Genomic DNA, 12,501 nt, shown 5'->3' on the forward strand with positions numbered 1-12,501 from the left:
CCATGTCCCCTACCGTGCCGCCGATTTCCGTGATGATGATGTCCACGTCTGATTTTTCCGTGACTTCATAGAGGCGGTTTTTGATTTCATCCGTGACATGCGGAATGTATTGAACCGTTTTTCCCAGATAGTCTCCCCGGCGTTCCTTCCGCAGCACGCTTTCAAAGACCTGTCCGGAAGTGAGGTTGTTTAGCCGGGAGAGGCTGCAATGGACGAAGCGTTCGTAATGGCCCAGGTCCAGGTCCGTTTCCGCTCCGTCGTTCAAGACGTACACTTCCCCGTGCTGGAACGGGCTCATCGTTCCGGGGTCCACATTCAGGTAGGGGTCGAATTTTTGAAGGGTTACCTTGAGTCCGCAGCGTTCCAGCAGCGTGCCGATGGATGCCGCCGCCAGTCCTTTGCCGAGAGAGGAGACAACACCGCCTGTGACGAAGATATATTTCATGATTTGCTTCCTAGTGTATGTTTAATAAGATTTGTTCCACCTGTTCCGCCTGTTCCGGCGTATCCACGCCCACACTGACGTGGTCCGTCAGGATGACCCGGATTCTGGCCCCGTTTTCCAGTGCGCGCAGTTGTTCCAGGGATTCCGTCTGTTCCAGGGGGGTCGGGGCCCAGCGCACATAGTTTTCAAGGAAGTCGCGGCGGTAGGCGTAAATACCCAGATGGCGCAAAGGCGGCGCTACGCGGGGGTGGCGGGCATAGGGAATGACGGAACGGGAGAAGTACAGGGCGTCTCCGTTACGGGCAAGGGCCACTTTGACAATGTTCGGGTTGTCCAGATCCTCCCGGGCGCTGATGGGGCAGGCGACGGTGGCCATGGAGAGGGCTTCGTCCGAGACCAGGGCTTCCGCCAGCCTGTCAATCAGGGCCGGGTCAATGAGAGGTTCGTCCCCCTGAATATTGACGACATGGGTGGCGGCAGGGAAGGAACGTACCGCTTCCGCCAGGCGGTCACTGCCGCTGGGATGGTCCGGAGAGGTCATGATGGCCCTGGCTCCAAAGGATACGGCGGCGTCAAAAATGCGCTGGTCGTCCGTGGCGATGGCGATGGCGTCCAGGCGGGAACAGCGGCAGACGCGTTCCCATACGTGCTGGACAAGAGGTTTTCCTGCAATGGGATGAAGGGGCTTGCCCGGAAATCTGGAGGAACCCCAGCGTGACGGAATGAGGCCGATGATATGATGGGAAGTATCTGCTGCCATGGGAAAAGGAACCGCCCCGAAAGGTAGCAACTCCCTTTGAATTAGTCCAGCCTCAAGCATAGGGGCCGCCTGTTTTTCCCGGGAAGGAACAGTCAGCCGGAAATGGATGCCGTTGCGGCGGCTTGCCGTTTTTCCTGCGTTTTCCGGATCATGAGCGGCATGTATTCCTTGCGGACATGAAGGGATACATAGAGGCCCTCCCTCTTGGCGCAGGAGTAGAGTACTTTGATGATGGCCAGGGATATGATGTCCATCGCAATGGTGATGCTTTCCCCAAAGATCAGGAAAAAGAAGATTGGTTTGGTGAAATAGACGGCGGAAACATACAGGATGCCGAGCTTGTATTGATGGTTGCGGTAAATTCTACTGACGATCCATGCGTAGGTCATGCCAACGACGGACAGGATAAGGTACAGGGAAATCCCTATGTAGCCGAGCGTTTGAATCGTGGAAATGGGGCCGCTGTGCCATTGGCCGTTCCACGCAAAGGCGCTTTGGTCTTTGCTCAGGTTGTAGGCTTCTTCATACACATTGGCTTTCACGATGCTGATATCCCGTGAAAAGCCGTCTCCGAATATTTTGTCCTGAATAAAGTGTTCACGGTCATCCAGAGCCCAGCTCCACATTTCAAAGCGCCAGTTGATGGAGTCTTCGGCGTTTGCCTTGGCTTGCGCGCTGACGTCCAGGAAAGGAACGGCTGAGAGGGTGCGCTGGATGCCGAAAGGCAGAGAATGGAGCATGCCCGCAGAGGAGAGCAGCAAGAGCAATAGCACTCCGAGGACGGGAGCCAGAAGGCAGAAGAACCATCTTCTGTAAATTAGGGATATGGTGAAGAACAGGAACAGAACCTGGGCCATGGCGGAGCGAAATCCGCTTAACAGGATGCCAACGGTTCCAAGAAGAAGCAACGCCCCCCACCAGGGACGCTTGATCATCTGCCACACGGAGTAGTTGATGATGAGCAGCTGCATCACCAAGATAGAAATTCTGAGGAAGGAAGAGTTCCGGGAGTTTTCGGAGAGTGTGCCTGCGGAGCCCGCGCTCGCGGCAAGATCCGCCCCAGCGCTATCCGGAGAAAGGAGGCTCCGGGCGGTTAGGATAAGGGTAAAAACGATGGTCAGGAAAACAGCCCATTGAAGCACCTTGCCCAGTTCATGGCTGGTCGTTTTTAACGAGGACAGGCAGAGATAGGCCAGGAGGGCCTGGAGGAAAAGGATGTATCCCTTGCCTCCGTAGTAGTCTTCCAGCACATCCAGCCCCAGAGCGAAAGGGTGGCTCAGGAAGATGTAGCCCACATGCATGAACAGCACGAGGACGACAGCGTCCAGAAGGGGGGCGGAATTCCACGTCAAGCTTGAACGCCTGAGCATGGCGTTCCACAAGTAACAAGGAAGGGTTATTCCGTAAGCAAGGAGGGGAGCGTAATCCCTTAAGGAGGGGATGGGCAGGAAAAGAATGGGTATCAGTATCCACAGATACCACACTTTTCCCTTCATCAGGAATAAGGCGGCCAGGATAAAGGGGGAAACAGCCAGAACTATAGAAAGGGGATCGCCGTCCGCCGACATGATGCCGCCTATGATGGCTAAAAGAATGGCAACGACTGAAACCAGTACAATTTTAAATAAGTTACCATTCATAGGGCTACCCGTTATTCCCGAATAAAAAACAGTAGCGGGAAAGAGAGATGGATGGTGGAGTATAGGGGATTCGAACCCCTGACCTTCTCATTGCGAACGAGACGCTCTACCAACTGAGCTAATACCCCGTGGGAAATACCGGAAAGAATTTAGTTCATCCCGCGTTTGAAAGCAAGCGGAATTCGTCAGGAAAGGCAAATAAGAAAGAAGATGCCGCCTTTCCTCATCTCGTGCGGGTGTTTCATGACTGCCGGAGGCCGTCCGCAGGGAAGATGGCTATTTCCGGGAACGCCCGGCTTTTACGGGAAAGGAGGAACGCCCCGGTCTGGAAGCCGGAGGGCCTGCGGGAATGTTCAGATGTAAAGGCAGGCGGGCCTGATGTTTCCGATTTTTGCGAAGGCCCGTTTGCCGGAATTGGAGCGTCAGCGGCCCTGCTTGTTTTTAATGCGGTTTCTGAGATGGGCTTCTTCAAAAAGGCCGTCCATGTATAGTCCCACGGCTTGAGCTTTTCTGAGACTCCGGGCTGCATCCCTCAGGGCCGGAAGCGCTTCTTCATAGGATGGCATTTTTCCTTTTTTAACAGGGGATGCTTCCACAAGGTGCCACCCCCACCGGCTTTTGAGAAGTACCGGCCTGTTGTCCGGAACGTCTGCCAACGCCAGACCCAGGGTTTCCTTGGCGCGGGCGGGGCTTATCCAGCCGAGTTCCCCGCCGGCGGGAGAGGAACGTTCGTCTTCACTGAATTCCCTGGCGAGCCGGGAGAAGGATTCCCCTGCCTTCAGCCGCTCCAGCAGCGTTTCCGCGGTTTGCCGGACCTGGGCTTCTTCCCTGTTCAGGGTAGCCAGGAAGATGTGCCTGGTTTTCCGCAGATCAGGAGGGGTGAGCTGGTCCCGGATCAGGTTGTAATAGGTTTTCAGGTCTTCGTCGGACGCTTCCGCCGCCTGGGCGGTTGCCCGGTAGAGCTGTTCCGTCTGTTTGAGCCTGGCCGCTATTTTTTTTTGAAATTGTTCCTGCGTCAATTTCTGACCATGCAGGGTTTTCAGGTATTGTTCCGTGTCTCCGTCAAAACGGGACCGGATTTGTTCCACGGCGCGTGCCGCTTCCGCGTTGCGGTTGGGGAGCTGGAGGTCATTGACGCTGGTTTTCAGGCGCAGAAGGGAGGAGCCGATCAGGTCATACCTGGCCCGCGGAGCCAGGTCGCCGGGGATGTCCGGTTCATGAGTAAGTTTGATCCCGCCTTCCATATCCAGCACGGGAGGCTGGCGCAGCATTTTCAGTTCCGTAATTCTTCGGGAAAGCTGGTTGGCGGTGACGGGTTCCCCGTACACTTCCGCTATCCGGGCGGAGTTGTCTCCTGGCGGCCCCGGCAACGGTTTCAGGTACGCGTCCATCCTGCCGGCCAGAAAGCCGTGCCAGATAAACAAGTCTCCCACCAGATAGAGCAGGAAGGCTCCATAAATCACAAGCCTGAGCGTGAATTTTCCAGTGGGAGACATGGCAGGAGAAGGAGGGCAAAGAGCTTAGTTTCCGCCGCCGGAGTCTGCCAGGCGGGCGGATTCCGGAGGAAGGAAGTTGCGGAATCTCTTCTTTTCAATGCACTTCATGTAGGCTTCTTCCGGGGAGACGATGCCCTGTTGGAGTTTTTGCCAGATGGCGTCATCCATGAATTGCATGCCCATGGCCTTGCCGCCGACGATGACGTCAGGGATTTTCTGCGTGGCGCCTTCACGGATGATGGCCGCCACGGCCGGCGTGGCAAAGAGAATTTCGTTGACGGCTACGCGTCCTGGTTTGTCGCTGCGCTTCATCAGGAGCTGCGCCACGACGCCGCGGAGGGAACCCGCAAGCATGGTGCGCACCTGGGATTGCTGGTCAGACGGGAATACGTCAATGATACGGTCAATGGTTTTGCTGGCGTTGTTCGTGTGCAGGGTGCCGAATACCAGAAGGCCGGTTTCCGCCGCCGTGAGCGCCAGGGAGATGGTTTCCAGGTCGCGCATTTCACCCACCAGCACGATGTCGGAGTCTTCACGAAGGGAAGCCCGGAGGCCGTCTGCGAAGGAAGGCGTCTGGAGAGGCACTTCCCTCTGGGTGACGATGGATTTTTTATTGGGATGGACGAATTCGATAGGTTCCTCCACGGTGATGATGTGCCGGGCCTGGTTGCTGTTGATATAGTCGATGATAGCGGCCAGCGTGGTGGATTTACCGGAGCCGGTGGGCCCCGTGACCAGCACAAGGCCGGATCTCATATGGGCGAATTCCTTGACCACCGTAGGCACGCCCAGTTCTTCCAGCGTGGCTATTTTGGTGGGAATGAGGCGGAAAACAGCCCCCAGGCCGTGCTGCTGCTTGAAGTAGTTGCAGCGGAAACGGGATGTTTCATCCATTTCATAGGCAAAGTCCAGGTCCCCTTCTTCCAGATATTTCTGGAAGGCCTGGGGATCGCATATTTCCGCGAGAAGGTTTTTGAACGCCTGGCCTTCCAGGTTTTCGTCGGAGATGGCGGAGATGGTCCCGTTAACGCGGACTTTAGGAGGCTGGCCTTCGCTGAGGTGAAGGTCGGAACCGCCCGCTTCTACGAGGTATTTGAAGTATTGGTCGATGACAGCCATAACAGGAGTGTTTCAAAATTAAAGGTTACTTGATTCCCAGGAAGGATTTCATGATGGTTTTGTCTTCCGCGCGGAAGATGCAGTCTTCCGTGGTGATGAGGCCCGCCTGGTGCAGAGCCCGGAGCGAGTCGTCCATCAGGATCATGCCCTGGGCTTTCCCGGTTTGAATGCAGCCGGGAATCATGAATGTCTTGCCTTCGCGGATGCAGTTGGCGATGGCGGGCGTATTAACCAGCATTTCAATGGCCAGAGCGCGGCCGTTGCCGTCCGCTCTGGGAACCAGCTGCTGGGAGATGATGCCGCGCAGGGATTCGCTGACCATGATGCGGATCTGGTCGCGTTGCTCCACCGGGAAGACGTCCAGCACGCGGTCCACCGTACGGGCAGCGGAACCCGTGTGCAGGGTACCGAGCACCAGGTGGCCGGTTTCAGCCGCCGTGAGCGCCAGGGAGATGGTTTCCAGGTCGCGCATTTCCCCCACCATGATGACGTCAGGGTCTTCACGGAGGGCGCCGCGGAGCGCCCGGGCGAAGGATTCCGTGTGTTTATGCACTTCACGCTGGTTGACGTGGCAATTTTTGGAGGGAATCAGGTATTCGATGGGGTCTTCAAGCGTGATGATGTGGTCGTGGCGGTCCTGGTTGATGAAATCCACGATAGAGGCCAGCGTGGTGGATTTACCGGAACCTACGGAACCCGTGACTAAAATGAGGCCGTTGGTGTAGCGGGTGAGGGGCACCACGTATTCCGTCGGCAGGCCTATTTCCTCCATGGTGCGCACCCGCGTGTTGATGATGCGGAAGCAGATGTCATAACCCAGGCGCTGTTTAACCACGGATGCGCGGTAACGGCCAAAGTCATTGGCGTAGGCGAAGTCCACGTCCCCCCGTTGCTGAAGGCGGTTCCATTCCGGGTCTTCCAGAAAGCCCCTCGCCAGCACTTCCGTGTCCTGGGGCGTGAGATTGGGCGCTTCCTCCCAGATGGGGAGAAGCTGGCCGAACCGGCGCCAGGTGGGACGGCTGTTGACGGCAAGGTGGATATCGGAACAGTCATAATCCTGTCCAAGTTTGAGATATCCGTCGACGTGGGGCAAAATGTATTCGCTCATGTTGTGAATGCAGCAAACTGATAAAGCTACATATTAACGAAAACAGAGCTTTTTTGACCAGCAAAAAATGTCTGGGAACCGATTTCTATGAAAGCGGCTTTGCCCCGTTCCGCGACGGGTGAGGAATTTCAAGAGGGGAAGTTTTGCGGAAGAGCTTCGGACGTTTGTTTCCGGGGAAGGGGAGGAATGATGAAACAGGGGGCTGGCGCGGCAGACCGGCTTTTTACGCCAGTCATGATTTATTGTTTCCTGGAAGGCAGGAAGGATATGGGGCGGCTCTCATTTAATGCCGCAGGAACATCTCCATTTTTACGGTTGCGGAGTTTCCGAACCTTTTTCAAGAAGCGGCAAAAAACCGCTGTCTTGGCCTGAAAAAATTGTTATTTGAACAGGTTGAGGAATTTTTTGCCGGCCAGGCCGATTCCCATTTTTTTCAGGGAAGGGAAAGCCAGGGTAATCAAAATTTCAACGATGAAACGGAAGATGGGGGAATTAACCCAGCTTCCGGAAGTGCGCGGCTGCGGGGGAGGGGCCGGATTGCTTTTTTTCCCCGCAAACATGCGGATGAGAAGAACGCCTCCCACCGTTCCGACAATAGAGCCGATTACAGGCAGGGACATGGCCTTTTTTTTCAATTTACGGAAGTGGTCGGCCTGCTGCTGCGTCTTTTGCACCAGGCTGTCCGCCTCATTGACGATATCCAGCCGGGAGGAAGCCACCCGCATCAGGAGTGCGAGCTTTTCTTGAGAGCCATTTGCAGACATGATAAATCCGTTTTAAGTTCTTCTGCCGTCGCTGGAGCGATAGGCGTTACATGGGTTCGGCTGAAAAGGATGAACCCCGCGGCCGCGGCCAGGAGATGAAACCCCGTGGTGACGGCAAGCCCGGCGATGATTCCCCAGAAGTACGCCATGACCACGGTCAGCAGGCACCACAGAAAAAGATAGCCGAAGAAGGCCATGAAGGCACCCATCAGGAGAAGGGCCGTTTTTTTGCCCAGCCTGTTGGACGCTTCCTTCAGTTCCAGTTTGAGCAGTGCGGCCAGGGCTTCCGCATGGGCCAGGGCTGCCGTCCCGGTTTCCCGGAGGGACCGGACCATGGCCATCCCTTCTTCCTTTTCCTCCACAAGGGGGGTGACGAAGGTTCGCTTGAGTTTGTCGATCAGTCCCATGGTTCGGTTTGAAAGGGGGAGGGAGGACGCCATGCGCATGGCACGCATGGCGCGGAATGAAGGGAGAGGGTTAACGACGGCGGATAAGCAGACCGATGAGAAGGCCCACGCCCATGGCAATCAGCACGGACTGGGTGGGCTTTTCCTTCACGTATTCTTCGCCTGCTTCGTGGAACTTCTTGGCCTTGTCACGGATGACTTCTCCCTTTTCCTGGGCGTAGTCGCAGATGGTGCTGGCCTGTTCCGTAGCCGCCTTGCGGATTTGGTTTACTTTAGCTGCGGCGAAGGCCCTGGCCTGTTGAAATCTGGTGACGGCAAGCTCGCGGGCGGAAGGGCAGGAGCAGGAAGTGTCGTTTGCTGCTGCGGTCGTTTCAAGTTCGGTTTGGTTGTCTTGCATGGTTGATTAGAGTATTAAGGGTTGGTTCCTGTTGAAAAACATGTCGACTTACATGTTTTCGCCTCTCACATTGGAAATTATTTAGCACGCTTCCCACTATTGGCAAGTGTGTAAAGCGGCTTCACCCGGAATTGTGCGGTCTCTCAGCGGCGGCTTCCTGAAAAACCGCCGCGGGGGTCCGGTTTGACTTGGGGTTCGTTAGGATTCCGGTACCGCAGAATGCCGTAATCCCTCAGATTGCGGATGAATTCCTGAGCGTTGGCCCGGAAGCGAGCATCGTACATAAGCAGCCCAAGAAAGCCCTGGTTTTTACGTGCATCAGCCGTGAAGGAGGAGATTTGTTCAGATGCTTTCCTCAGAGCGGCCAGCGTAGGGGGGATTGCCTTGACGGCGGGGTCCAGAGTGTTGAGCTTTTCTTCAGCTCCGGCAATGAGTTTGCGGGCATCCCGGACGGTGTCTTTCATGGCCGCGACCGAGGAGCGCGTTTCTTCCATGAGGCCGGGGAGCTGTTCTCCCGCCCGGTTTATTTGAGACAGTACGCTGCCGAGGTTCTGGATGTTCTCCCGGTTCAGGATGCCCTCGTTGATCAGCCTGGTCGTCTGGGCCAGCCCTTTGGCCGCCTCTCCGATATTGAGGATGGCGTCGTCAATGTTGTCCGAATTTTTCTCGATTTGCTTGAGGATTTTCAGGATTTCCTCTGTGGCGCCCACGGCATTGTTTTTGATTTTGCTGAAATCGCTTTCCGGCTGACCGATGATGGTGGCATGGGGAAGGATGTATTCATGCGTGGGCTGGGCCGGAGGGACGATATCGATGTATTTGTCGCCCAGAATGTTCTGCATGTCCACCCGGAAGACGGACCCTTGCTGGATTTTCACGCCGCTCAGGATGTTGGCTTCCAGCATGACTTCATTGCCGGAAGGCAGGAGTTCAGGGGCTTTGGTGACTTTCCCCACCGTGACGCCGCCCAGGCGGATCTGGGAATCCTTGATGAGCCCCGCCGCATCTTTGAAAATGATGTTGATGGGGTAGGTTTGTTCCTTGGATGTTTTGATGTTGCCGAATCCCAGGATGACTCCGATAATCATCAGGATCCCGGCGATCAGAAAGATGCCTACCCACGTTTCCGGTTTAAGTTTCTGTTTCATGGCTCTGTGGCAAGATGGTTATTGTTTGCGTTCCCGTTCCGCCCGTTCCAGCAGAACCCGTTGGAAGTTTTCATTTTTGCCGGACAGGGCCGCCCAGTTTTCCCCGGAGTCCCCGTACAGGAATTTTTGCAGGATTTCGTCTTGGGAGTGCAACAGTTCTTCCGGAGTTCCCGTCCAGTAAACCTCACCGTTTCTGAGATAGACGATTTTGTCCGCGATGCGGATCACGCTGGGCATGTCATGGGAGACAATGACGGTGGTGATGCCTTTGTCCTTGCAGATCCGCCGGATGAGGAAGCTGATGCTGTCCGTAACGATGGGGTCCAGGCCCGCGGTGGGCTCGTCATAGAGCAGGCATTCCGGAGTGGTAATGATTGCCCTGGCCACGGCGACGCGCTTGATCATGCCGCCGGAGAGGCTGGCCGGCATTTTTTCCTGCTGTCCCAGCAGTCCTACGGAATCCAAAGCGGCTGAGATACGGGTGTCCAGTTCGTTTTCATCCCTGATCCCCGCCTCCCGCAGGGGGAAGGCTACGTTTTCTCCCACGCTCAGGGAATCGAATAAGGCTCCCTGCTGGAACATGAATCCGATGTTGCTGCGGATTTGCTTTCTGATTTTTTCCGGCGCGCCGCTGATGCGCCTGCCGTCTATTTCCACATAGCCGTCCAAGGGGTCCATCAGGCCGTCCAGATGTTTCAGAATGACGCTTTTCCCGGCTCCGGAACCTCCTATTAAAGCCATCAGTTCTCCCTTGCCCACGTCAAAGCTTACGCCTTTCAGCACTTCCTGGGTGCCGAAGCTTTGTCTGAGCTGATGGACGCGGATGAATGGCTGCATGGCGGCGGGGAAAGGCTATCTCATGAATCCCATGGGGAAGAACGAGTTGAGGATCATGGTCAGGATAAAGTTGGCGATGAGCAGGGCCACGGAAGCGTACACCATGGCCTGCATGGTGGATTTGCCTACGCCCACGGCGCCGTTCGTGGTGTTCAGCCCCTCCCGGCAGGAGATGGTGGAAATGATGAGGCCGAAAGCAAGAGCCTTGACCAGGGCTACGATGATGTCCCCCATGGTGACGAATTTGCTCATGAAGTGCATCCAGTAGGCCTGGTCTACGTTAAAGGCGGTGACGCTGACGATGTACGCGGAGGCGATGCCCACCAGAACGGCTTCCATCATCAGGATGGGCATGGAAATAAGCATGGCCTGTATCCGCGGCTTCACCAGGTAGTCTACCGGATCCACATTCATGGATTTAAGGGCATCCACCTGTTCCGTGACTTTCATGGTGCCGATTTCCGCGGCCATGGCGGATCCGACGCGCCCTGCAAGCATCAGCCCGGTGATGACGGGCCCCAGTTCCCGGAACATGCCCACGGCGACGACGGCCCCGCCCATGGTTTCCATTCTCACCGTTTGAAGCTGGAATAGTGTCTGGGCTTCCAGCACCGCGCCGGTGAACGCGCCGGTGATGATGACCACCGGCTGGGATTGCACCCCGATTTTTGCAATTTGTTCCACAAGCACGCGCATCCGGAATTGGCCGGACCACATGCATGAAGCCACTTGATAAAGCAGCAATCCGATTGACCCCAACCGGTCAACCAGCCTTAAAGCGGCGCGGCCGATCATGGTTGCTACATGGAATTGCATGGCTTCTACTAATCACTTCTTCCTCTTCAAGAGCAAGCGCAATGTATGCCACGGGAGGAAAAGGGAGGTTTCGCGTCAGTCTGCCAACCGATGGATATAAGGCGTTTCCTGCGTTCCGGGGATGGAGCGCAGCATGAGGCGCGGCGGCAGTTTCAGGCGTGTCCATTCGGATGCGCGGGCCTGCCGCTGTAGACGACGGATTTCCCTTTCCGATTCCGGGAACCGATTCACCAGTTCCGTGGCGGATTCATGTTCCCGGTGCAGGCGGATGAGAAACCCGTCGCGCCTGGCGGCCTCCGGAGCGGGAGAAATAAAACCGGGGAACAGGTTTGCCAGTTCCGTTTCGTATAAATCCCCCAGCGGTATGAAATCCGCGGCTAAAGCGGCTGGAAGGAAGCGGGGCGCCGTCATGATATCCGTCCCCGTCAGAGAAGAGAGCAGCAGGGCGCCTTCTTCTTCCGCCCATTGGCGCATGAGCCACGCGATTGCAGCTTTTTCGTCCAGCCCTCCGGCTTTGGCAGGGAAAGAAACCGTCCGTACGCCAATGCCAGCCGTGCCGGCGAAGGCTTGGACTCTTTCCCGTGTCTCTTCCGGAATGCCGGGCAGGGAGGGGAGGAACCCCGTCACTTCCAGAGAGGGGCACGTTTCCTTCAATAGTTCCGCCAACAGGAGGGATGCGGAATTTTCCAGCAAATTCAGGCAGACGGCCCCGTACCCGCTTTTCAGAATGAAGTCTTCCATTCCTTTGCGGAGGGCGTGCCGGAGCTGTTGTTCCGGGGAGGGCAGGGGGGAGTCCGTTCCTGTGGGGGTTTCCGGTGAAATGACGGCGGAATCCCGTTCAAAAAGACGCAGCCGTTTGAGAAGATGTCCGTTGCCGGACCATACGGAAGATGCACCGGGCAGCAGAAACGGACCTTCTCCCCCGGCCAGGCGGGCCGTGAATACGGGCAGGCCTGTTTCCCGCGCCGTCAGGCAGGCTTTTTCTTCATCCTGTTCCAGCAATCCCTCATGCCATGCATTGGCAGGCGTGCGGAGCAGCAGGCATGTGGCGGAAACGTGCGGCGGAGGAATTTCTCCCCACGGGGCGACGGAAAAAACTGCCTCATCCTCCGTTCTCCGGATGCCAAAGACGGGAACGCGTTCTTTTCCATGCGGGGAGGGAGGGATAACGGCCTGCCGGGGAAAGGAAAGGCCGTTCCTCAACAGGTGGAATCTTATGCCTTCCGCGTCCGCCGCTCCCAGCAGCAGGGGGACGTCCGCTATTTCCCGTGCCAGATAGGCCAGGGCCGCCCGGTGCTGGGTCCGGAAGCCGCTGCGCAGAGCCAGTTCACCGGTATGCACGCCGCTGAGGGCCAGCGGCGGACAGAGGACGAGCTCCGCACCTGCGTCCAGGCAGGAACGGTACAGTTCCACGATGGTTCTGAGGTTTTTGGGAAAGTGGCCGGGAATGGTTTCCGGTTGGATGAATCCTGCTTTCAGCATGCGACGGAAAGGTAAACCATTACGGGGCGGCGGGCAAGCCGGGATGCCCGGAGGTCCGCCCGCCAGGCATTTACCCATGCAG

At 56.7% G+C, this 12,501-nt stretch carries 12 protein-coding genes, 1 tRNA gene and 1 pseudogene; all 14 read right to left on the reverse strand.

The annotated features are described in order from the left end of the window. Positions 1 to 445 (reverse strand): annotated as a pseudogene (gene pyrG / locus WW58_RS05120) (CTP synthetase); the annotation flags it as partial. A gap of 10 nt (positions 446 to 455) precedes the next feature. After that, positions 456 to 1,205 (reverse strand): 3-deoxy-manno-octulosonate cytidylyltransferase, encoded by a 750-nt coding sequence (gene kdsB / locus WW58_RS05125; RefSeq protein ID WP_046435907.1) that lies wholly within the window; start codon positions 1,203 to 1,205, stop codon positions 456 to 458. Between the two features lie 92 nt (positions 1,206 to 1,297). Continuing rightward, complete coding sequence (locus tag WW58_RS05130; RefSeq protein ID WP_046435909.1) at positions 1,298 to 2,845, reverse strand: O-antigen ligase family protein; 1,548 nt, start codon at positions 2,843 to 2,845, stop codon at positions 1,298 to 1,300. Between the two features lie 52 nt (positions 2,846 to 2,897). Next, positions 2,898 to 2,973 (reverse strand) — tRNA-Ala (locus WW58_RS05135). Positions 2,974 to 3,267: 294 nt separating this feature from the next. Then, positions 3,268 to 4,341 (reverse strand): peptidylprolyl isomerase, encoded by a 1,074-nt coding sequence (locus tag WW58_RS05140; protein WP_046435911.1) that lies wholly within the window; start codon positions 4,339 to 4,341, stop codon positions 3,268 to 3,270. A 24-nt stretch (positions 4,342 to 4,365) separates the two neighbouring features. Next, positions 4,366 to 5,460 carry a type IV pilus twitching motility protein PilT gene (locus tag WW58_RS05145; protein ID WP_012419225.1) on the reverse strand — a complete coding sequence of 365 codons (1,095 nt, stop codon included), beginning with the start codon at positions 5,458 to 5,460 and terminating at the stop codon, positions 4,366 to 4,368. Between the two features lie 25 nt (positions 5,461 to 5,485). Beyond that, positions 5,486 to 6,568 (reverse strand): type IV pilus twitching motility protein PilT, encoded by a 1,083-nt coding sequence (locus WW58_RS05150; protein ID WP_012419224.1) that lies wholly within the window; start codon positions 6,566 to 6,568, stop codon positions 5,486 to 5,488. A gap of 380 nt (positions 6,569 to 6,948) precedes the next feature. Beyond that, entirely contained in the window at positions 6,949 to 7,332 is a 384-nt protein-coding gene (locus WW58_RS05160) for a hypothetical protein (RefSeq protein ID WP_143247047.1), read from the reverse strand. Beyond that, entirely contained in the window at positions 7,293 to 7,787 is a 495-nt protein-coding gene (locus WW58_RS05165; RefSeq protein ID WP_215833584.1) for a phage holin family protein, read from the reverse strand. The genes WW58_RS05160 and WW58_RS05165 overlap by 40 nt, the downstream gene beginning before the upstream one ends. A 22-nt stretch (positions 7,788 to 7,809) precedes the next feature. Then, positions 7,810 to 8,136, reverse strand: coding sequence for a DUF883 family protein (locus WW58_RS05170; RefSeq protein WP_012419221.1), 327 nt, complete (start codon positions 8,134 to 8,136; stop codon positions 7,810 to 7,812). 143 nt (positions 8,137 to 8,279) lie between these two features. Next, a complete protein-coding gene (locus WW58_RS05175) occupies positions 8,280 to 9,284 on the reverse strand; it encodes an MlaD family protein (protein ID WP_046435920.1) in 1,005 nt (334 codons plus the stop codon). 18 nt (positions 9,285 to 9,302) lie between these two features. Continuing rightward, positions 9,303 to 10,121, reverse strand: coding sequence for an ABC transporter ATP-binding protein (locus WW58_RS05180; RefSeq protein WP_046435922.1), 819 nt, complete (start codon positions 10,119 to 10,121; stop codon positions 9,303 to 9,305). Between the two features lie 15 nt (positions 10,122 to 10,136). After that, entirely contained in the window at positions 10,137 to 10,937 is an 801-nt protein-coding gene (locus WW58_RS05185; RefSeq protein WP_012419218.1) for an MlaE family ABC transporter permease, read from the reverse strand. Positions 10,938 to 11,012: 75 nt separating this feature from the next. Further along, positions 11,013 to 12,419 (reverse strand): hypothetical protein, encoded by a 1,407-nt coding sequence (locus WW58_RS05190; protein ID WP_046435924.1) that lies wholly within the window; start codon positions 12,417 to 12,419, stop codon positions 11,013 to 11,015. Between the last annotated feature and the right edge of the window lie 82 nt (positions 12,420 to 12,501).

The sequence above is a fragment of the Akkermansia sp. UNK.MGS-1 genome (assembly GCF_000980515.1).
Taxonomy (GTDB): Bacteria; Verrucomicrobiota; Verrucomicrobiia; order Verrucomicrobiales; family Akkermansiaceae; genus Akkermansia; species Akkermansia muciniphila.

Bases quoted from the DNA above. Each gene is read 5' to 3' on its own strand.
- WW58_RS05145 (WP_012419225.1), bottom strand. From the start codon at position 5,460: ATGGCTGTCATCGACCAATACTTCAAATACCTCGTAGAAGCGGGCGGT.
- WW58_RS05180 (WP_046435922.1), bottom strand. From the start codon at position 10,121: ATGCAGCCATTCATCCGCGTCCATCAGCTCAGACAAAGCTTCGGCACC.
- WW58_RS05165 (WP_215833584.1), bottom strand. From the start codon at position 7,787: ATGCGTGCCATGCGCATGGCGTCCTCCCTCCCCCTTTCAAACCGAACC.
- WW58_RS05170 (WP_012419221.1), bottom strand. From the start codon at position 8,136: ATGCAAGACAACCAAACCGAACTTGAAACGACCGCAGCAGCAAACGAC.
- WW58_RS05150 (WP_012419224.1), bottom strand. From the start codon at position 6,568: ATGAGCGAATACATTTTGCCCCACGTCGACGGATATCTCAAACTTGGA.
- WW58_RS05175 (WP_046435920.1), bottom strand. From the start codon at position 9,284: ATGAAACAGAAACTTAAACCGGAAACGTGGGTAGGCATCTTTCTGATC.
- WW58_RS05140 (WP_046435911.1), bottom strand. From the start codon at position 4,341: ATGTCTCCCACTGGAAAATTCACGCTCAGGCTTGTGATTTATGGAGCC.
- WW58_RS05190 (WP_046435924.1), bottom strand. From the start codon at position 12,419: ATGCTGAAAGCAGGATTCATCCAACCGGAAACCATTCCCGGCCACTTT.
- WW58_RS05185 (WP_012419218.1), bottom strand. From the start codon at position 10,937: ATGCAATTCCATGTAGCAACCATGATCGGCCGCGCCGCTTTAAGGCTG.
- WW58_RS05160 (WP_143247047.1), bottom strand. From the start codon at position 7,332: ATGTCTGCAAATGGCTCTCAAGAAAAGCTCGCACTCCTGATGCGGGTG.
- kdsB (WP_046435907.1), bottom strand. From the start codon at position 1,205: ATGGCAGCAGATACTTCCCATCATATCATCGGCCTCATTCCGTCACGC.
- WW58_RS05130 (WP_046435909.1), bottom strand. From the start codon at position 2,845: ATGAATGGTAACTTATTTAAAATTGTACTGGTTTCAGTCGTTGCCATT.